General features: G+C 36.3%; 16 protein-coding genes. 8 read left to right on the forward strand and 8 right to left on the reverse strand.

The genetic code is table 11. The features are described from left to right. Window position 1: 1 nt before the first annotated feature. The 4 genes from ACKWCD_RS06885 to ACKWCD_RS06900 all read right to left on the reverse strand — a co-directional run bounded on the left by ACKWCD_RS06885 (window position 2) and on the right by ACKWCD_RS06900 (window position 2,905). The gene (locus ACKWCD_RS06885; RefSeq protein ID WP_413983209.1) at window positions 2-466 is read right to left on the reverse strand and encodes an IPExxxVDY family protein; all 465 of its coding nucleotides are present in this window, start codon (window positions 464-466) and stop codon (window positions 2-4) included. Between the two features lie 106 nt (window positions 467-572). Beyond that, window positions 573-1,310, reverse strand: coding sequence for a ribonuclease III (gene rnc, locus ACKWCD_RS06890; RefSeq protein WP_413983210.1), 738 nt, complete (start codon window positions 1,308-1,310; stop codon window positions 573-575). Between the two features lie 8 nt (window positions 1,311-1,318). Then, the gene (gene fabF / locus ACKWCD_RS06895; protein ID WP_413983211.1) at window positions 1,319-2,569 is read right to left on the reverse strand and encodes a beta-ketoacyl-ACP synthase II; all 1,251 of its coding nucleotides are present in this window, start codon (window positions 2,567-2,569) and stop codon (window positions 1,319-1,321) included. Window positions 2,570-2,671: 102 nt separating this feature from the next. Continuing rightward, the gene (locus ACKWCD_RS06900; RefSeq protein WP_008269813.1) at window positions 2,672-2,905 is read right to left on the reverse strand and encodes an acyl carrier protein; all 234 of its coding nucleotides are present in this window, start codon (window positions 2,903-2,905) and stop codon (window positions 2,672-2,674) included. A gap of 161 nt (window positions 2,906-3,066) precedes the next feature. Between ACKWCD_RS06900 and purN the strand changes: the two genes are divergently transcribed. The 4 genes from purN to ACKWCD_RS06920 all read left to right on the forward strand — a co-directional run bounded on the left by purN (window position 3,067) and on the right by ACKWCD_RS06920 (window position 7,316). Beyond that, window positions 3,067-3,693 (forward strand): phosphoribosylglycinamide formyltransferase, encoded by a 627-nt coding sequence (gene purN / locus ACKWCD_RS06905; RefSeq protein ID WP_413983212.1) that lies wholly within the window; start codon window positions 3,067-3,069, stop codon window positions 3,691-3,693. Window positions 3,694-3,710: 17 nt separating this feature from the next. Next, window positions 3,711-4,346, forward strand: coding sequence for a ribonuclease H1 domain-containing protein (locus ACKWCD_RS06910; RefSeq protein ID WP_413983213.1), 636 nt, complete (start codon window positions 3,711-3,713; stop codon window positions 4,344-4,346). Window positions 4,347-4,446: 100 nt separating this feature from the next. Continuing rightward, entirely contained in the window at window positions 4,447-5,373 is a 927-nt protein-coding gene (locus ACKWCD_RS06915; protein ID WP_413983214.1) for a PfkB family carbohydrate kinase, read from the forward strand. 44 nt (window positions 5,374-5,417) lie between these two features. Next, window positions 5,418-7,316 (forward strand): amidophosphoribosyltransferase, encoded by a 1,899-nt coding sequence (locus tag ACKWCD_RS06920; protein ID WP_413983215.1) that lies wholly within the window; start codon window positions 5,418-5,420, stop codon window positions 7,314-7,316. A 26-nt stretch (window positions 7,317-7,342) separates the two neighbouring features. Here the strand turns inward: ACKWCD_RS06920 and ACKWCD_RS06925 are convergent, their stop codons facing one another. Together ACKWCD_RS06925 and ACKWCD_RS06930 are read right to left on the reverse strand one after the other, a co-directional pair. Beyond that, complete coding sequence (locus ACKWCD_RS06925; protein WP_413983216.1) at window positions 7,343-7,510, reverse strand: hypothetical protein; 168 nt, start codon at window positions 7,508-7,510, stop codon at window positions 7,343-7,345. A gap of 909 nt (window positions 7,511-8,419) precedes the next feature. Next, window positions 8,420-9,028 carry a superoxide dismutase gene (locus tag ACKWCD_RS06930; RefSeq protein WP_413983217.1) on the reverse strand — a complete coding sequence of 203 codons (609 nt, stop codon included), beginning with the start codon at window positions 9,026-9,028 and terminating at the stop codon, window positions 8,420-8,422. A 132-nt stretch (window positions 9,029-9,160) separates the two neighbouring features. On the opposite strand from ACKWCD_RS06930, the gene ACKWCD_RS06935 reads away from it, so the two are divergent. The 4 genes from ACKWCD_RS06935 to ACKWCD_RS06950 all read left to right on the forward strand — a co-directional run bounded on the left by ACKWCD_RS06935 (window position 9,161) and on the right by ACKWCD_RS06950 (window position 17,748). Further along, window positions 9,161-12,253 (forward strand): UvrD-helicase domain-containing protein, encoded by a 3,093-nt coding sequence (locus ACKWCD_RS06935; RefSeq protein WP_413983218.1) that lies wholly within the window; start codon window positions 9,161-9,163, stop codon window positions 12,251-12,253. Window positions 12,254-12,257: 4 nt separating this feature from the next. After that, entirely contained in the window at window positions 12,258-13,451 is a 1,194-nt protein-coding gene (kbl, locus tag ACKWCD_RS06940; RefSeq protein WP_413983219.1) for a glycine C-acetyltransferase, read from the forward strand. Between the two features lie 113 nt (window positions 13,452-13,564). Then, window positions 13,565-14,929 (forward strand): OmpA family protein, encoded by a 1,365-nt coding sequence (locus ACKWCD_RS06945; protein WP_413983220.1) that lies wholly within the window; start codon window positions 13,565-13,567, stop codon window positions 14,927-14,929. 68 nt (window positions 14,930-14,997) lie between these two features. Further along, window positions 14,998-17,748 (forward strand): PD-(D/E)XK nuclease family protein, encoded by a 2,751-nt coding sequence (locus ACKWCD_RS06950; RefSeq protein WP_413983221.1) that lies wholly within the window; start codon window positions 14,998-15,000, stop codon window positions 17,746-17,748. On the opposite strand, the gene ACKWCD_RS06955 is transcribed toward ACKWCD_RS06950, so the two are convergent. Together ACKWCD_RS06955 and ACKWCD_RS06960 are read right to left on the reverse strand one after the other, a co-directional pair. Further along, window positions 17,745-18,464 (reverse strand): SDR family oxidoreductase, encoded by a 720-nt coding sequence (locus ACKWCD_RS06955; RefSeq protein ID WP_413983222.1) that lies wholly within the window; start codon window positions 18,462-18,464, stop codon window positions 17,745-17,747. The two genes, ACKWCD_RS06950 and ACKWCD_RS06955, sit on opposite strands and share 4 nt — an antisense overlap. A gap of 3 nt (window positions 18,465-18,467) precedes the next feature. Further along, window positions 18,468-19,796 (reverse strand): Gfo/Idh/MocA family oxidoreductase, encoded by a 1,329-nt coding sequence (locus ACKWCD_RS06960; RefSeq protein WP_413983223.1) that lies wholly within the window; start codon window positions 19,794-19,796, stop codon window positions 18,468-18,470. Window positions 19,797-19,921: the final 125 nt, after the last annotated feature.

Below are 19,921 nucleotides of genomic sequence, written 5' to 3' on the forward strand. Positions count from 1 at the left end.
CTTAAAAAATTAAGTTGTTCTTAGATTTTAGATGGTCTACGTCTAAAACATAAGCGGTTATTATTTTAGGTATTGTCAGCAATTTCTTTACTGTTTTTCCCTCTATACTATCGTCATCATGTTCAATCTTCAAAAGATAATCTGCATCCTTATGTTCTGGTACTAATTGATGCTTGGTAAATGAAGGTTCGTTCATGAATAAGTCCGTCCTTACTGTGTTCTCTTCTTGTAAGCTAGTATTCGTGATAAGCGTCCAGTAACTATCATTACTATTATCCCTCCACTCAAAAATCGGAAATGAAATGTGTTCCGAAATATCTAAATCTTTAGAAGATCTTTTAAAATTTGATTTTAAGCATAAATTTAGTGCATATACCAACGCATAATCCTCCATACTACTGTGCAATGCAAGCAGTGTAAACGAATCTTCATAAAAATCATCTGTGATTTTATGTATTGCCATCATGTAAATGCGAACTTCAAATATAAGTCTAAAAAGGACATTAACCTAGCACAACAAAAGTATATTGTGTTCGTGCACAAAAGACAAAAAAATATCAATTTTATAATATTTAAGATTTTTGCATCTTGTCTTGAAGCGCAAAATAGGCTCTTTTTGAGGCGCGTTCTTCCGCCTTCTTTTTGGAGGTGGCCCTGGCTTTAGCTACCACATTATTATTTATAGAAAGTTTTACAGCAAAATGCTTTAAACTATCGTTACCAGTATCTTCATACACGTTGTAATTGAAGCTCTTTTTCTGTTTTTGACACCATTCAATAATCAAGCTCTTATAGCTAATAACTTTACCGTCTAATTGTTCAATATCGACATAAGGAGCAATTACGCGTTCATTGATAAATTTCTCGCAGTAGTTATAACCCCGATCTAGATAAATTGCCCCGACTAAAGCTTCAAAAACATTTCCGTGAATGTTATCTCCGAAATGGGATTTAGGAATTCTACTTTCAACATATTTGATGAGGTTCAAGTCTTTGCCAAGTTCATTAAGGTGTTCTCGACTGACGATTTTAGATCTCATCTTGGTGAGATAACCTTCGTCTCCCAAGGGTACTTCATTATAAATATGTTTAGAAATTATGGTGCCTAACATCGAATCACCTAAGAATTCTAGACGCTCATAATTCATCGGATTACCGTCCTTGTCCTTTTTATTGGCAGAACGGTGCAAGAAAGCTTTCTTATATATTTTTAGTTTTTTAGGCTTAAACCCTAAAATATTAGTCATTCCCAAAAAAAAATTCCCATCTTCTTTAGAATGGGAATTGAATAAGTTAGATGGGAAGTTCATTTTGCTGATTAGCTAATTTTCTTAAAAACTACACATGCATTATGCCCTCCAAAACCGAATGTGTTACTCAATGCCACATTAACTTCTCTCTTCTGAGCCTTGTTCAATGTTAAGTTCAATTTCGGGTCTATATTTTCATCAACCGTTGTATGATTTATTGTTGGCGGAACAATACCATGTTTCATCGCCAAGATGGATGCAATAGCTTCAATAGCACCAGCGGCACCGAGCAAATGACCCGTCATAGATTTGGTTGAATTTATATTAATATTAGCCGCGTGATCACCAAAAACTTCAGAAATAGCTTTTAGTTCGGCAACATCTCCCAAGGGAGTTGAGGTGCCATGTGTATTAATTGTATCAACATCTTCGGGTTTTAAACCCGCGTCATTTAAGCAATTTTTCATTACTTGAACCACTCCTATTCCTTCAGGATGCGGTGCCGTCATGTGATACGCATCACTTGACAAACCACCACCTACAACCTCAGCATATATTTTAGCTCCGCGAGCTTTGGCATGTTCATATTCTTCTAGAATTAATGCTCCTGCTCCTTCGCCCAAAACGAAACCGTCTCTGGTAGCATCAAAAGGTCTCGAAGCTGTTTCGGGACTATCATTTCTTGTCGAAAGTGCATGCATAGCACCAAATCCGCCCATCCCCGCTATTGTTACAGCTGCTTCACTTCCACCGGAAACCACGACATCGCAGTATCCTAATCGGATATAATTTAACGCATCTATCATTGCGTTTGCAGATGATGCACATGCTGAAACCGTTGTATAATTTGGTCCCATAAATCCATGTTTGATGGAGATATTACCAGGAGCAATATCAGCTATCATCTTTGGTATAAAGAAAGGATTGAATCTTGGAGTTCCATCACCTTCAGCGAAATTCATCACTTCGTTTTGAAAGGTTTCTAATCCACCTATGCCAGCTCCCCAGATAACACCAACACGAAACTTGTCGATGGCATCTAAATCTAAACCAGAATCTTCAATAGCCTCATCAGATGCCACAAGTGCATATTGCGCAAACTTATCTAGTTTACGAGCTTGCTTTCTATCAAAAAAATCCTCGGGATTATAGTTCTTTAATTCGCAGGCGAACTTAACCTTAAACTTTTCGGTATCGTAGTACGTCACGGGAGCTGAACCGCTCTTGCCGTTTACTAGTCCGTCCCAATATTCCTCTATGTTGTTTCCTATGGGGGTAAGTGCCCCCAAACCGGTAACTACAACTCGCTTTATCTGCATTGAACTAAATTTTACACGCTTACTAAGCAAATTAAAAAAAATATCCATGCGATATAGTTACCGCATGGATAATTTCAAATCTTGTTCAAGAAATCATAAAGATTACTTCGCTTCTTCTATATAACTTATGGCTTGGCCAACTGTTGCAATATTTTCAGCTTGATCGTCTGGAATCTGAATATCGAATTCTTTCTCGAATTCCATAATCAACTCAACTGTATCTAGTGAGTCCGCCCCTAGGTCGTTAGTAAAGCTAGCTTCTGTAACCACTTCGTTTTCATCAACTCCTAATTTATCAACGATGATAGCTTTAACTCTTGATGCAATGTCTGACATAATAATATTTGGTTTTAAAAATTTAAATTGTTGGCAAAAATAAAAAACTTTGGATTAATAACACGTTTTACCGTTAAAATGTATCGTAATTTAAGAAATTTAAATACAAGAGTGCTATTTTAGCTCCAAATAATTCTTCTTCGGTAACGTCGATTCTCTTCATGAAAAATATCGTATTATTTGCCTCTGGTTCTGGTTCAAATGTTGAAAACATCATACATCATTTTCATGACAAGCCAAACGTTACTATCGCCGGTGTGCTAACTAACAAAAGGGATGCCAAAGTTTTAGATAGGTGTAATATATTGAAAGTCAATGGCTTATATTTTAATAAAACTTCCTTTTATGAGACCGATTGTGTTCTAAACATTCTCAAATCAATGCAGCCTGATCTTATCGTTCTTGCGGGCTTTCTTTGGAAAATTCCCTCGAATTTGATTGAAAACTATCCTAATAAAATTGTGAATATCCACCCTGCTTTGCTGCCTAAATATGGAGGCAAAGGCATGTACGGAAATCACGTGCACCAAGCTGTCAAAGATAACAAGGAAACCGAAACTGGAATCACTATTCATTATGTGAATGAAAACTATGACGAGGGAGCAATAATTCACCAATCAAAAACGGAAGTATTGCCAGAAGATAGTGTTGCAGAAATCGCGGAAAAGGTACATGCCTTAGAATATGAGCATTTTCCTAAAGTGATAGAAAAGTTGTTGGCTGAAAAGTCCTCCCCCAACATCGCTTTGGGCGATGTTGACCCCTCCCAAGGAGGGGTGATGAATTAATTTGATTATGTTTTTACATGGCAAAAAAAGCAAAATTCTATACCGTTTGGAAAGGCAAACAACCTGGCATTTACGACACTTGGAAAGATTGTAAAGCTGCAATTGAAGGCTATAAAGGAGCGGAATACAAATCGTTTACTACTTTCGAATTGGCTAAAAAAGCTTACAACGGAAATTACGAAGAATACAAAGGCAAGAAAAAAGGAGAGGTATCGCTTACTCAAGAACAATTGCTCAAAATAGGGCAACCTAATTATCATTCCATTTCTGTAGATGCCGCTTCTAGTGGAAATCCTGGCGTGATGGAATATCAAGGTGTAGACACCAAAACCAAAAAGAAACTTTTTAAGCAAGGCCCGTTTGCTCAGGGCACCAATAATATTGGGGAGTTTTTAGCACTTGTTCATGGACTTGCCTATCTAAAAGAACGTAAAAGCGACCGCATAATCTACACCGATTCAAGAACCGCAATGAGTTGGGTTCGCAAAAAATCATGTAATACCAAACTAGTCGAAACTGCTAAAAACAAAGCCTTGTTTGATTTGATTAGGCGTGCGATTGATTGGCTAAAAAACAATTCTTATAATACCCCAATTGTAAAATGGGAAACGAAGGCTTGGGGAGAAATTCCAGCCGATTTTGGGAGGAAGTAAAAATGTCTCAAATATTTTATTATTTGATATAAACACCCCTATCAATTACCTATACAAAACCTTATATTTGCAGCTTAATTTTTACCCCACAAACCAAAATATGGGCAAATTAGTAATAGTAGGCACGGTAGCTTTCGATGAAATTGAAAGTCCTTTCGGTAAAACCGATAAAATTCTAGGTGGTGCTGCAACTTTTATCGGACTTGCAGCATCTCAATTTAATGTTGATTCTACTATTGTGTCAATTGTTGGTGATGATTTACCTCAGGCTTATCTTGATTTATTGATTTCCAAGGGAATTGATATTTCAGGCATTGAAATAGTAAAAGGCGGCAAGACTTTTTACTGGAAAGGTAAATATCACAACGACTTAAATTCCAGGGATACCTTGGTTACCGAATTGAATACGTTAGCTGATTTCAATCCGGTAGTTCCAGAAAATTATAAAGATGCTGATGTTGTCATGTTAGGTAATTTACACCCTATGGTTCAAATGAGTGTAATTAACCAAATGACAAAACGACCAAAGTTAATCGTTTTAGATACCATGAATTTTTGGATGGATAACGCTTTAGAAGATTTACTTGAAGTCATCAAACATATTGATGTAATTACAATCAATGATGAGGAAGCTAGACAACTGACTGGGGAATATTCTCTGGTTACAGCTGCCGCAAAGATTCAAACTATGGGCCCTAAATATGTAGTTATCAAAAAAGGAGAGCATGGGGCTCTTTTATTTCATGATGAGCATATATTCTTTGCTCCAGCACTCCCATTAAAAGAAGTATTTGACCCAACTGGTGCTGGTGATACTTTTGCAGGAGGCTTTACGGGTTATTTAGCTGCTACTGATAATATCTCTTTTGAAAACATGAAGAATGCGGTTATTCATGGCTCAAACTTGGCATCGTTCTCCGTGGAAAAATTTGGCACAGAACGAATGGAAAACCTTGAAAGAGATGAAGTCAATAAACGCTTGCATCAATTTAAAGCATTAACACAATTCGACATCGAACTAAAATAAAAACGCGCCCTGATAATTCGGGGCTTTTTTAATTTATATATCTAATGAGCGACGCTATCAAACATGAATGTGGTATATCGGTAATACGATTGTTAAAACCCCTAGAGTACTATAAAGAAAAGTATGGTACAGCTTTCTACGGAGTTAACAAAATGTATTTAATGATGGAAAAGCAACACAATCGTGGGCAAGATGGTGCCGGTTTTGCCAGCATCAAACTAGATATGAATGCTGGGGAACGTTATATGAGTCGTGTACGTTCAAGTCAGCAGCAGCCCATTCAAGATATTTTCGCTCAAATCAACGACCGAATCAATGCTGAAATTGAACAAAACCCCGAGTACGCGAATGATGTGGCTTTGCAAAAAAAGAACATTCCTTATATAGGAGAATTGCTTTTGGGTCATGTTCGCTATGGCACTTTCGGAAAGAATAGTATTGAGAGTGTACATCCATTCTTGCGCCAAAACAATTGGATGCATAGAAACCTCATCATGGCGGGTAATTTTAATATGACCAACGTACATGAGCTTTTTGACAACTTAGTTCAATTAGGCCAGCACCCGAAGGAAATGGCAGACACCGTTACCGTGATGGAAAAGATTGGTCACTTCTTAGATGACGCCGTTGCCAAGTTATACAAGCAGATTAAAAAAGAAGGGTATAACAAACAGGAAGCTTCACCGTTAATTGCTGAACGCTTGAAGATTGCCAAAATACTAAGAAGGGCTGCTAAAAACTTTGATGGCGGTTATGCCATGGCGGGCTTATTAGGTCACGGTGATGCTTTTGTTTTGAGAGACCCTGCAGGTATTCGTCCTGCCTATTATTATCAAGATGACGAGGTGGCAGTTGTCGCATCTGAAAGACCAGCAATTCAAACTGTTTTTAATGTTTCATATGATCAGGTGCATGAATTAGACCCTGGTCATGCATTTATCATCAAAAAAGATGGAAGTACTTCTTTAAAACAAGTCCTTGAATCTACGGAAAGAAAAGCCTGCTCCTTCGAGCGTATTTATTTTTCCCGCGGAAGCGATAAAGAAATCTATCAAGAGCGTAAAGAATTGGGGAAGCTCATTTTTCCTAAAATTTTGGATGCCATTGACCATAATATCAAGAAAACTGTTTTCTCATATATTCCTAATACTGCAGAGACTTCTTTCTTCGGAATGGTTAAAGAGGCACAAAACTATTTGAATAAGAAAAAAGAAGAGCAAATTCTTTCAATCGGATCAAAAATTACAAGTGAAGAACTTCATGAAATATTAGATGTCAGACCAAGAATCGAAAAAGTCGCCATTAAAGACGCAAAGCTGAGAACTTTCATCACCCAAGATGACAGTCGTGACGATTTGGTAGCCCATGTTTATGATATTTCATATGGTTCAGTCGATAAAGGTGATAACTTGGTGATTATTGATGATAGTATTGTTAGAGGAACTACACTTAAGAAAAGTATTCTTAGAATTCTTGATCGTTTATCCCCTAAGAAAATAATTGTAGTTTCTTCAGCACCTCAAATTCGATATCCTGATTGCTACGGTATCGACATGGCAAAACTTGAAGATTTCATTGCCTTTAGAGCAGCATTAGCTTTACATAAAGATAGAGGCACAGTCGGCATTGTTGAAGACATTTATAAAAAATGTTTAACTCAAATCGATACCAAAGATACTGATGTTGTAAATTATGTAAAGGAATTCTATGCACCATTCACAGCCGATGAAATTTCAAAGAAAAGTGGTGAGTTATTAAGCCCTAAAGATATTAAAGCGGAGGTTGAAATCATATATCAGACTATCGAAAACCTCCATCAAGCTTGCCCAAAGAATTTAGGGGATTGGTATTTCACTGGAAATTACCCGACAGCTGGGGGAAATCGTGTGGTCAACCGCGCTTTTATTAACTTCTTTGAAGGCAAAAACCAAAGAGCTTATTAATAATTTTATCGACGAAATGCACAGATTTATGTATTTCGTCGATAATATTCGTTATTCAGCGTGTTTTTAGTCGCTATGGTAGTCGGCTCATCTATTTTAGATTTGCCATAGCATAAGTAGGTTAAGTTCATGGTAAGATTTGGGGCAAAAAAGGTGGAGACTTCTCCACCTTTTTTATTTACATCAAATTTCATTTGAAACATTTTTTTCATCAAAAAAAATTCAATAACCAATACTAAGGTTTGATATTATTCACTTTATAACCTAAGCGAATATTTAATTGAAACACAATAGTGCTACAAATTCTAAAAAATACACTTCAACCGAAATATGGGGACTTAAACAAAGAAGTTTCTTAGAAAGACATAGCTGCTTTACTTTTGGAGAACCATAGCATAAGTAGGTTAAGTTCATGGTAAGATTTGGGGAAAAGGCGGAGCAATGCTCCGCCTTTTTATTTTAAAAATCTTTGAAGATTAAGCGACTATTCAATTTAGTCTACTCAGAATTTAAACAATCAATAAATCAAATTTCAAGCCGACAGCATGGTTTAATTTTATAGATGTTCTTTCCCGTATGATTGTCAAAGCTTTATGAGAGTGTCTGAAGAAAGGTCAAAAAATCACTCTTGATTTCAATAGATTTTAATGAGCCTCATCGACAAAATGCATTTCAACCCAACTTCTTGGGAGTTCATCTAAAACCTTTTAAAAGATCAAAAAATCACTATATTTTTGAAGAACCATAGCATAAGTAGGTTAAGTTCATGGTAAGATTTGGGGAAAAAAGGTAGAGCAGTGCTCTACCTTTTTTATTTGAAAACCCCAGTAATTAACAAGGTTAACCTCACTTTGAGGTAAATTCTTACGCTTTTGTACAAAAACAAAGCTCTTAAAAAATACCAAATTTTCTTTTTTATTTAACGCATTACCAGTAATTTAGTATTGCCATAGCATAAGTAGGTTAAGTTTATGGTAAGATTTGGGACGAAAAGGGTGGAGACTTCTCCGCCCTTTTCTATTTTTAATTAAGACCTAAAAAAAATCCCTCCTCTGAATTACAGAGGAGGGATTTTTTTTATTTAATAAGAGCTTAAAAGTCCTTTATTTGTTTGCAGCATATAACTCTGCAACCTTATTCCAATCAATTACATTGAAAAAAGCACTTACATAATCTGGTCTTCTATTCTGATAATTTAAGTAGTATGCATGTTCCCAAACATCTAAACCTAAGATTGGATGACCTCCACAACCTGTATTAGGCATCAGTGTATTATCTTGATTTGGTGTTGAGCAAACTTCTACTTTACCCCCAGGATGAACACATAACCAAGCCCAGCCAGAGCCAAATCTTGTGCCCGCCGCGGCACTAAACTTGCTTTTAAATTCCTCGAATGATCCAAAAGCTCCATCAATAGCATTAGCCAATTCTCCCGAAGGAGTCCCTCCCCCATTGGGCGACATAATACTCCAAAATAAAGAATGGTTGTAAAACCCTCCTCCATTATTTCTTACTGCACCATTTGACATATCTAAATTCTTAAGAATATCTTCTATAGATTTTCCTTCTAAATCGGTTCCTGCAATAGCAGCATTTAACTTTGTTGTATATCCGTTATGATGTTTTGTATGATGAATCTCCATAGTTCTAGCATCAATATGTGGTTCTAATGCATCATGTGCATAAGATAAATTCGGTAGTTCAAAAGCCATCTTATAGTGTTTTATATTAATAAATATTGTTTAACAAATTTACAGTTTTTAACAAACATATTGAACTAATTATTTGTTAAGAACCACAACTCGTATTAAAAGAGTTCTATGTAATTTGCATTAAAAACTAAGGTGCTCAAAAATTCTTTCAAAATATACAATGCTTCAGCAGGTTCAGGCAAAACGTATATGCTTGCTAAAGAGTACCTTAAGATAATTCTTTCCTCAGAAGGTTATCGGCAAATACTGGCGCTTACATTTACCAACAAGGCAGTTAATGAAATGAAAGAGCGTATTCTAAAAAGTCTCTTTGATTTTAGTAAAACGATAGCACTTGACGACGCCTCATCTTTATTTAAAGATCTCTTGTTAGAATTAAAGATTGAAGCGCCTGAGCTTCAAAAAAAATCAAAAATCGTCTTAAAGAAGATTTTACATAATTATGCTTTTTTTGACATCTCAACTATTGACAAATTTACACATCGTCTCATACGAACATTTGCCAAAGACTTGAAAATACCCCAAAATTTTGAAGTGATTTTAGATACCGACTTACTTCTTGATGAAGCAGTCTCAAGGCTTATTAATAAGGCGGGTAGTGATTCTAAGCTCACAAAAATTCTTATTGATTTTGCACTTGAAAAAATCGATGAAGATAAAAGTTGGGATATAGCTCTTGATCTTAAGCAGGTTGGCAAATTACTTTTCAATGAAACGGATGCCCGGCATCTTAAAAATTTTGAAACAAAAAAGATTGATGACTTCTTGGTCTTACAAAATACAATTCAATCAAAAATAAAATTTCTTAAGAAAGAAATGATGAACACTGCGTCAAGAGCTCTTGAACTTATTGATGAAAATGACTTAGACCATTCTGATTTTAAATCGAGCTATTTTCCCAAATTTATGCTTAAGATTCAACGAGGAGACTTAAAAATTGATTTTAAACCAGCTTGGAAGCAAAATTTTGGAGCCGAACCTCTTTACGCAACCAAGTGTCAAGAAGCAAAAAAAATCAAATTAGACAGTTTGCAAACTCAATTTGTATCGCTTTTCGAAACTATTAAAAACCATTGGTCTTCATACCTATTAGCGAAGAATATTTATCAGAATATTGTTCCCTTAACGGTATTGAATGCAATTCAACAAGAGGTTAAAAAGATTCAAGCAGAAAAAGATCAACTATCAATTTCAGAATTTAATACCATCATTTCGAACGAAATAAAAGATCAGCCTGCACCATTTATTTACGAGCGTTTAGGAGAGAAATACCGGCATTACTTTATTGACGAATTTCAAGACACCTCTGAAATGCAATGGAATAATCTGATTCCTTTGGTCGATAATGCCTTGTCAAGCGAAATAGGTTCTCTTTTTCTTGTTGGTGATGCTAAACAAGCTATTTATAGATGGCGAGGTGGGAAAGCAGAACAATTTTTGAATTTGGCTGGTGAGGTGTTAAATCCATTTGTTGTAAAACCCGATATCAAACTCCTTCCTTCTAACTATAGAAGTCATGAAGAGATCATCAGATTTAACAATGACTTTTTTACTCGCATCAGTCCCTTTTTCAATAATAAGATCTATGAAACTTTGTATAACGAAGGCAACAAACAGGAATGTAATTCCTTAAAAAATGGCCTTGTTCAGCTTTCCTTTATTACCGATAAAGATGAGGCCACTATTCACGAACAGTATGGGAATGAAGTTTTGAACAAAATAGTTAGTGTAATCGAAAAAAACTATACCTATAAAGATATCTGCATTTTAGTTCGTGGTAATAAGGAAGGGGTACTTCTCGCAAATTTCTTGGCACAAGAAAGTATCCCTGTATTATCTTCAGAAAGTCTTTTGCTAGTAAGTAGTGCTAAAGTGCGGTTTTTAGTGAACCTATTGCGCTATCAAAATCAACCCCAAGATGAAGAAATTGTTTTTGAACTCCTTTCTTTTTTATCTAAAGATGAGCAAGAAAGACATCGATTTATAGGCTCACATTTACAAAAAATTGAGCTTCTTTTTCAAACCGTGTACGATTTTGATTTGCTGAGTTTACAAAAAGTTTCTGTTTATGATGGCTTAGAATATGCAATCAAAAAATTTAACCTGGCACCCGAAGGTGATGCTTACCTTAATTTCTTGATGGATACTGTTCTCGATGTAGAACAGAAAGAAGGAACGGGTATTTCAGTCTTTTTATCTCATTGGGATAAAAAAAAAGAGAAGCTAAGTATTTCAGCTCCATCAGGCATTGATGCGGTTCAGATTATGACTGTTCACAAGTCAAAAGGATTAGAGTTTGAAATCGTGATCTTTCCATATGCCAATTCACAGATCTATAAAGAAAAAGATGCTAAATTATGGCTTCCAGTAGACCCAAATGTATTTGAAGGATTTGATGAGGTTTTGATTAACAAAAAGCAGGAGGTTGTACAATATAACGAACTGGCTGAGCACCTATTTGAAGAAGAAAACACTAGATTAGAACTAGATGCATTTAATGTTTTGTATGTAGCACTAACTAGAGCCATAAAAGCACTATATGTAATTACAAAAATAGAAGTAAAGCCCAAGCCCATTAATGATCCTAAAAGGTATAGCGATTTGTTTGTATCCTACTTAAAAGGTAAAGGGATTTGGGAAGAAAGCAAGAACATATATTGTTTTGGAACTTTAGACCACTCTTCAGGAGATAAAAAATCCGAAGAACAAGAAACAATTAGTTATCAGTATTCTTATAAGGAGAGAGAAGGCTTTAAAATTCTTACAAAATCAGGAGCTCTTTGGGATACAGAACGTGAAAGAGCCTTGTCAAAAGGAAATCTCATTCATCATATTATGGGTCTTGTTGAAACCGAAAAAGACGTTGAAAATGCTCTCAATTTTATTCTACGGAATGGGAGTATCACAATAGAGGAATTGGATTTGATGCGGAAAACGGTTTTGCATATCATTAATCATCCGAAACTTCAACAGTATTACGAAGAAGGCAGTAACATTAAAAACGAGAAGGATATCATTACCAAAAACGGAAGCATTTTAAGACCAGATCGGGTAGTTATTAAAGAAAAAGGAGCAACTGTAATAGATTATAAAACAGGCAGCAGAGATATTCGATACAAAGATCAAATCGATTCTTATGCAGATGCCTTACACGAAATGGGCTATGCCATAGAAAACAAAATCATTATTTATATTAACGAGGAAATTACACCAGAATTTATTTAAGATTATGTACGGAAAAATAAAAGAACATCTACAAGCTGAATTGGACCAGATTAAGGAAGACGGACTTTACAAATCTGAGCGAATCATTACTTCTCCGCAAGGTGCCGTTATTAAAATTTCTACCGGTGAAGAAGTCATTAATTTTTGTGCAAATAACTATTTGGGGCTTTCATCGCATCCTGAGGTAGTTCAAGCTGCCAAAGATGCTATGGATACCCATGGTTTTGGAATGTCATCAGTTCGTTTCATATGTGGTACACAAGATATTCATAAAGAGTTAGAACAAAAGATTGCAGATTTCTACGGAACTGAGGATACCATACTATACGCGGCAGCATTTGATGCTAATGGTGGCGTATTCGAACCGCTCTTAACCGCTGAAGATGCTATTATCTCTGACTCTCTGAATCATGCTTCAATTATAGATGGAGTTAGATTGTGCAAAGCAAAACGATATCGCTATCAGAATAGTAATATGGAAGATTTGGAGAAACAACTACAGCAAGCGAATACCGATAATGCCCGCTTCAAAATTATCGTAACCGATGGCGTTTTCTCTATGGATGGATTAGTTGCTCCATTAGACAAAATTTGCGACCTCGCAGACCAATATGACGCCATGGTCATGATAGACGAATGTCATGCCACCGGATTCATTGGCAAAACCGGGAGAGGCACCCTAGAAGAAAAGAATGTTATGAATCGTATTGATATCATAACAGGAACGTTAGGTAAAGCCATGGGGGGAGCAATGGGAGGTTACACAACGGGGAAAAAGGAAATTATCGAAATCTTAAGACAACGTTCAAGGCCCTATCTGTTTTCAAACTCGTTAGCACCTGCCATCGTCGGTGCATCTATAAAGGTCTTCGATATGTTAAAAACAGATACCAGCCTACGCGATACACTCCAAAGAAATACTGATTACTTTAAAAAAGGAATGAAAGACGCAGGCTTTGATATTATTGACGGAGAATCTGCGATTGTACCCGTAATGCTCTATGATGCCAAACTTGCGCAGAAAATGGCTAACATGTTGTTAGAGAGAGGAATTTATGTAATTGGCTTCTTTTATCCGGTTGTTCCCAAGGAAAAAGCGCGTATTCGAGTGCAATTATCAGCCGCACATAAAATCGAACATTTGGATAAGGCAATTCGTGCGTTTATTGAAGTAGGTAACATACTAAAAATCGTTTAAGTGCGTTATTTCACCTGCCAAATGCAATAAAAAAAATAACATATTGATTTTGTTAATAATTTTTAACAAGTTACATTTGCAGCTAATAAACACTTAAACTTAAATTTTTAAACATGAAACATCTTAGCAAATTAATGGCTGTTGCCCTATTATTCGTAGGTTTTAGCAGTATTCAAGCGCAAGACGAGAATAACCCTTGGCAAGTAAGTTTTGGGGTTAATGCCATTGACGTTTATCCTACTGGGGATGTAAGTTCATTTGGTAACGAGTTCTTCAACGCTAATGATCACTGGAATATTCTTCCTTCAATTTCTGCAATCAGCGTTTCTAAGTCAGTTGGTGACGGATTTGCTGTCGGAGTTAGAGGTTCTTTAAACAGAATCAGCAAATTAGGTGATGTAGCAATTGATGATATTTCTCACTATGCTATTGATGGAACAATCAAATACAATTTCCTTAAAAACAAAAAGTTCGATCCATTCCTAGAAGTAGGTGGTGGTTATACTTGGCTTAATGAAATTGGTGCAGGTACAGTAAACGGTGGTGTTGGTTTTAACTTGTGGTTTACAGAAAATGTTGGCCTTACCTTACAAACTACCTACAAACATGCATTTGAAGATTATAATATAAATGTTGGAAATGCAACTTTCCCAGCACATTGGCAACATTTAGTTGGTATCGCTGTAAAATTTGGTGGTACTGATACTGACGGTGATGGTATCTACGATAAAGACGATGCTTGTCCAGAAGTTGCTGGTCTAGAGGCTTTCAATGGTTGTCCTGATGCGGACGGCGATGGTATCGAAGACAGTAAAGATAGCTGTCCAAACCAAGCTGGTTCTAAAGAAATGAACGGTTGTCCTGATGCTGATGGTGACGGAGTAGCTGATAAAGATGATGCTTGTCCTAATGAAGCTGGTCTTGCTGCTTTAGCGGGTTGTCCTGATGCTGACGGCGACGGAGTAGCTGACAAAGATGATGAATGTCCAAATGAAGCTGGTCCATCTGAAAACAAAGGATGTCCATGGGCTGATAAAGATGGAGATAGCGTTTTAGATAAAGATGATAAGTGTCCAGACGTTGCTGGTACTGTTGCTAATAACGGTTGTCCTGAAGTAACTGTTGAGGTTCAAAAGCAATTGAATGACTATGCTAAAACAATCTTATTCGATTCTGGTAAGTCATCTATCAAAGCTGAGTCAACTGGAGTAATGGTTGATATCATTAGAATCTTAGCTGAGTATCCTACTGCTAAATTCTCAGTAGAAGGTCACACAGATAGTCAAGGACCTGCTGCTAGCAATCAGAAACTTTCTGAGTCAAGAGCAAATGCAGTTCGTGATTTCTTAATCGGTGAAGGAATTGGTGCAGATAGATTATCTGCTGCTGGATACGGTGAAGATAAGCCTATTGCCACCAACAAAACTAGAGCTGGTAGAAAAGAGAACAGAAGAGTTGAAATCAACTTAATCAAATAAGTAGATTATAATACTTCATTTCATAAAACAAAAGCCTCGCAATTGCGAGGCTTTTTTTATTTTAGACTATGCAGAGTTTTTTAGAAGAGCTTGTACTAAAAATTAGGAAAGAACACGATAGCCTTGAAAATCTAATCTTTGTTTTACCAAGTAAACGTGCTGGAACATTTTTAAGAAATTCTTTAGCCAATTCCTCGCAAAAGACATCATTTGCGCCCGAAATTTATAGTATCGAAAGTTTTATAGAAAAGATCTCAGGGCTTAGCTATGCATCGAATACAGATCAGCTTTTCGAACTTTATTCTACATACTTAAAAATAACTAGAAAAGAACAAGAGAGCTTTTACTCTTTCTCAAATTGGGGTCAAACATTACTTCAAGATTTTAACGAAATCGATCGTTATTTAATTGATGCTGAACAGTTATTTTCAAATCTGTCTGCAATTCAAGAAATAAGTGTCTGGTCTCCAGAGACAAAAAAGACCCAGATGATGCAAGATTATCTCAACTTCTGGAATAATCTTTTTGAGCTATACACGAACTTTAATTCGTGCCTATTAGAACAAGGGCTAGGTCATCAGGGACTTGTTTATCGACAGGCTAATCAAGAACTCTCCAACTATCTTAAAAACAATCAGAATAAAATACATGTTTTCATTGGATTCAATGCTTTAAATACAGCTGAAAGTAAAATCATTCAATCTATTTTAAGCACTACAAAAGCAGAAATTTATTGGGATACGGACTCCTACTTTTTGAATGACCCTATTCACGATGCTGGCTTTTTCATTCGAGAACATCAAAAATCATGGCCTTACTTTCAAAACCATCCACTTGAAGGGATTAGCAATCATTATAGTTCAGAAAAGAATATTCAAATTACAGGAGTTCCGAAAAATGTTTCTCAAGCAAAGTACGTAGGCGACCTTCTTCTTAAAATAAAAACGGCCCAACCTGAAACCTTAAAAAATACAGCTGTTGTTTTAGCAGATGAAACGCTTCTAAATCCAATTCTAAATGCAATTCCTCAAGAAATAGATGCAGTAAATATCACTATGGGGTATCCATTGGATAAAACGCCCTTGGCTAGTTTGTTTTTACAATTTATAGACCTATATATAAATAGAGATAGTCAAGGTTGGTTCTATCAAAATGTTCTTTCCTTTATATCACATCCGTACATTCATCAACTTCTGAATAATTCGGATTCAGAAGAGAATATCGACCTGAAAGCAACTATAAAGCTTAGAAACTGGACCTACATTACCGTTGCTAAACTAGAAGCTTTTGCCCAGGAAAATGCTATGCTCGAGTTGCTCTTTTTCGATCAACAGTTATCCCCAGAAAAATTTGTAGAGCAATGTCTTAAAATAATTGTGCAACTGAAGACAAAACTTCAAGATAGCGGTACTGCTTTGACCTTGGAATATCTATATCGCTTCTATACACTTTTTAATCAAATACTTGAACTGGTAAAAAAACATTCTTTTATTAACGATTTAAAATCACTTAAGAGCCTTTACAAAGAATTGCTGTCCTCCGAGACTGTTGATTTCAAAGGTGATCCGTTAGAAGGTCTTCAAATCATGGGAATGTTAGAAAGCAGAAATCTAGACTTTGAAACTGTAATCATTACTTCCGTTAATGAAGGTATTCTACCTTCCGGAAAATCAAACAATTCATTCATTCCGTTTGATCTTAAAACGAGTTTAGGATTACCTACTTATAAAGAAAAGGATGCTGTTTATACCTATCACTTTTATAGACTGCTACAGCGAGCGAAGAATATCCATATAATTTATAATACAGAACCTGATGTGCTGGAAGGTGGAGAGAAAAGTCGCCTTATTTCACAATTACAAACTGACCCTAATAAAGAAAAAGATATTAGTTCTAAAGTTGCTACTCCAAATATAGAACCTGTCATTCATTTTTTAGAAAATTTCAAAAAAGATAAAGCCCTAATGCAGCTGATTCAAGCTCACGCCTCCAAAGGTTTTTCCCCCACGTCATTAAGTAATTATATTAGAAACCCTATTGATTTTTATAAACGAAATCTACTGGAAATTAATGACACTCTTGAAGTGGAGGAGACTGTGGCCGCAAATACTTTTGGAACAATTGTTCACGATACTCTTGAAGAGTTATATACACCATTTATTGGGAAGTACTTATCGCATGATGGCCTCACCATTGCCAAATCAAAAATTCCAAACTTGGTAAAAGCGCATTTTGCAAAAAGTTATATTGATGGAGATATTAGTCGTGGTAAAAATCTAATTGCCTATAATGTGATCGTTAGATATTTGGAAAATTACCTAGGTATGGAAATTGAGGAGGCAAATGGTCATCAAATTAAGATTCTCGGCATCGAGGAAAAATTAAGTATTACCCTCAACATCCCTGAAATAAACTTTCCTATCAACTTAAAGGGGAAACTTGACCGAATTGATGAGAAAGATGGCATGCTCAGAATTATCGATTACAAGACGGGAAAAGTAGAATCAAAAAACGTTGAGATTGTCAGCTGGGATGAAATAACAGCCGAATACGATTACAGCAAAGCGTTTCAATTATTGTGCTACGCACTAATGTACAATAGGGATAACGCTATTATAAACATTGAATCAGGAATCGTATCCTTCAAAAATCTAAATGCGGGACTTTTGAAATTTGCAACAAAAGACAAAAGAGCTAGAGGGGCAAACAAAGATGATAGTATTACTCAAGAAACACTTTTTCAATTTCAAGAAGAGCTAAAAAAGCTCATCTTAGAAATATGTAATCCTGAAACTCCGTTTACGGAAAAAGAAGTCTAACCCATTTTTTTATCTGGTCGCGTAGGGCGCACTTCTATTTTACTTGGTAAGGTTCTCGGATGCATTTTGAGCAGGTCTAAAACTAACTCTCCAATATCCTCTGGTTGAATTTTCCAAGCGTCTTTTTCCGAAGGGTCATTATCGTTAAAATGTGTTGCTACAGACCCTGGCATTATGGTAGAAACCTTCACATCGTACTTTCTTAAATCTAACATCGCAGCCTGAGTAAAACCTACAACTCCAAATTTAGTTGCATTATACCCCGCTCCTGAAGCAAAGAAATTGGTTCCGGCTAAACTGGCTAGTGTTATATAATATCCTTTTGATTTTTTCAAAGCCTGAACGGAAGCTTTCAAGGTGTGAAAAACGCCACTTAGATTCGTGTCTATCATTTGATGCCATTGCGTTGCTGACATTTCATCAACGGGAGCAAAATGTCCCACACCAGCATTGGCAAGAACAACATCTACCTGTCCCCAGGTATTTAAAATCTTCTGAATGGCCTCCTTCTCATCATTAAGCGCAACAACATCAGATTGAAGAGCCAGTACGTTCTCCGACCCCCCTAAATATTGAGCGGCAGTTTCTACCGTTTTCAAGGTTCTGCCGCTTATGGCAACTTTCATTCCAGCAGCAACTAGTTTTTTAGCTACTCCAAATCCGATTCCTTTAGAACCTCCTGTAATATAGGCCACTTTACCTTTTAAATCTTGCATGTATTATAATTTAGGCTCCCAACCCGGTTGATATTCCCTTTTCCAGCTCTTCATTGCCTTTTCATTATTTAGAACCTTTCCAGTACTTGTATCAATCTTAAGAGTTTCTCCAGCATCTTGCGCCATGTTTCCTAAATGACATAACATGGTCGAAATGCTTGCATCATTAATTTCGGCATGAAGGTTTTTATCCTCACGGATTGCATCAAAGAAGTTGCCCACATGTGAAACGTCTAACCCGCCTTCACCTCTGGTATTGGTAGTTGCACTTGCTGATTTCTCAAATTCAAATTTTATGGGGTTTCCCTGTAAATCGTATAATTTATAGTAATTGCGGTCTAGTTGAATAGAGCCTTTGCTACCATAAATCGTGATGCCTCTTCCTGGTCTTTCAGGTTTTAAAACTCCTCGGCTATGACCTGTCCAAGTGATAAATTTGTCATCTGCAAATTTGAAAGTTACCTGTTGATTGTCTACAAATTCCCAATCGTCATCGAAGGTATATTTCCCCCCAAAAGAAGTAACACTTTCGGGTAAATCAACGCCCAAGGCCCATCGGCAAATATCTACTTCATGCGTGCCATTATTGTGCATTTCTCCTGTCCCCCAATTTCGAAACCAATGCCAGTTATAAGGATGAATATTGTCTTTGTATTCTTTTCTTGGTGCGGGACCTTGCCACATCTCCCAGTCTAGTGATTTAGGTACATCTATTTTCTTTCCTTTACCGATTGAACCACGATTATTCGAATAGTAGGCCTCCCCTTTATATACTTCTCCTATTATTCCATTTCTGATATCATCAATAGCCATAATCGAGGTTGTTGCTGAGCGTTGCTGATTGCCCATTTGAACTTTCTTACCATACTTTTTTTGAGCGGCAACCAATAAATCATTTTCATGAGGATTGTGACTACAAGGTTTTTCAATATACACATGTTTTCCCGCCTGTAAGGCTGCTATGGCCATAGGAGCATGCCAGTGTTCAGGAGTGGCTATAAAAACCGCATCTACATCTTTATCTTCTAGAATTTTTCTAAAATCTTTCTCTACTTTTGGGACATATCCTATGTTTTTTTGACACCAGACATTGTGTTTTTCAATAATCTTATCGTCAACATCACAAGTATAAATTACTTTGGCATTAACATCGGCATGTATCGCTTTGTAGTGTGCCTTCCCTCTGCTACGCACTCCGATTACAGCACAATTGATATGGTCATTGGCACCTAGAAAATTTGCATATGAGGTGCTTGGCAGCACTAATCCGCCGAGTGTGACGGCTGCGGTTCCTACTGTTGTTTTTTTTAGAAAATTTCTTCGAGTGGTCATGGCCTTAGGGTATTAATTAAGTTTCGCAACGACCTTAAATTAAGGAAAAAAACGTTTTGATAGAATTTAATAAAGATTTTAACCGTGTTTGAAATAGTATATATGTTCTAAAACAAAAAAACCAC

This window comes from Maribacter taeanensis (assembly GCF_047345145.1).
Lineage (GTDB): Bacteria > Bacteroidota > Bacteroidia > Flavobacteriales > Flavobacteriaceae > Maribacter_C.

Excerpts from the sequence above, each read along its gene's own strand:
- kbl (WP_413983219.1), top strand. The coding sequence starts at position 12,258 with ATGTACGGAAAAATAAAAGAACATCTACAAGCTGAATTGGACCAGATT.
- ACKWCD_RS06960 (WP_413983223.1), bottom strand. The coding sequence starts at position 19,796 with ATGACCACTCGAAGAAATTTTCTAAAAAAAACAACAGTAGGAACCGCA.
- ACKWCD_RS06900 (WP_008269813.1), bottom strand. The coding sequence starts at position 2,905 with ATGTCAGACATTGCATCAAGAGTTAAAGCTATCATCGTTGATAAATTA.
- ACKWCD_RS06920 (WP_413983215.1), top strand. The coding sequence starts at position 5,418 with ATGAGCGACGCTATCAAACATGAATGTGGTATATCGGTAATACGATTG.
- ACKWCD_RS06955 (WP_413983222.1), bottom strand. The coding sequence starts at position 18,464 with ATGCAAGATTTAAAAGGTAAAGTGGCCTATATTACAGGAGGTTCTAAA.
- ACKWCD_RS06930 (WP_413983217.1), bottom strand. The coding sequence starts at position 9,028 with ATGGCTTTTGAACTACCGAATTTATCTTATGCACATGATGCATTAGAA.
- ACKWCD_RS06910 (WP_413983213.1), top strand. The coding sequence starts at position 3,711 with ATGGCAAAAAAAGCAAAATTCTATACCGTTTGGAAAGGCAAACAACCT.
- ACKWCD_RS06915 (WP_413983214.1), top strand. The coding sequence starts at position 4,447 with ATGGGCAAATTAGTAATAGTAGGCACGGTAGCTTTCGATGAAATTGAA.
- purN (WP_413983212.1), top strand. The coding sequence starts at position 3,067 with ATGAAAAATATCGTATTATTTGCCTCTGGTTCTGGTTCAAATGTTGAA.
- ACKWCD_RS06925 (WP_413983216.1), bottom strand. The coding sequence starts at position 7,510 with ATGAAATTTGATGTAAATAAAAAAGGTGGAGAAGTCTCCACCTTTTTT.
- fabF (WP_413983211.1), bottom strand. The coding sequence starts at position 2,569 with ATGCAGATAAAGCGAGTTGTAGTTACCGGTTTGGGGGCACTTACCCCC.
- ACKWCD_RS06950 (WP_413983221.1), top strand. The coding sequence starts at position 14,998 with ATGCAGAGTTTTTTAGAAGAGCTTGTACTAAAAATTAGGAAAGAACAC.
- ACKWCD_RS06945 (WP_413983220.1), top strand. The coding sequence starts at position 13,565 with ATGAAACATCTTAGCAAATTAATGGCTGTTGCCCTATTATTCGTAGGT.
- rnc (WP_413983210.1), bottom strand. The coding sequence starts at position 1,310 with ATGAACTTCCCATCTAACTTATTCAATTCCCATTCTAAAGAAGATGGG.
- ACKWCD_RS06885 (WP_413983209.1), bottom strand. The coding sequence starts at position 466 with ATGATGGCAATACATAAAATCACAGATGATTTTTATGAAGATTCGTTT.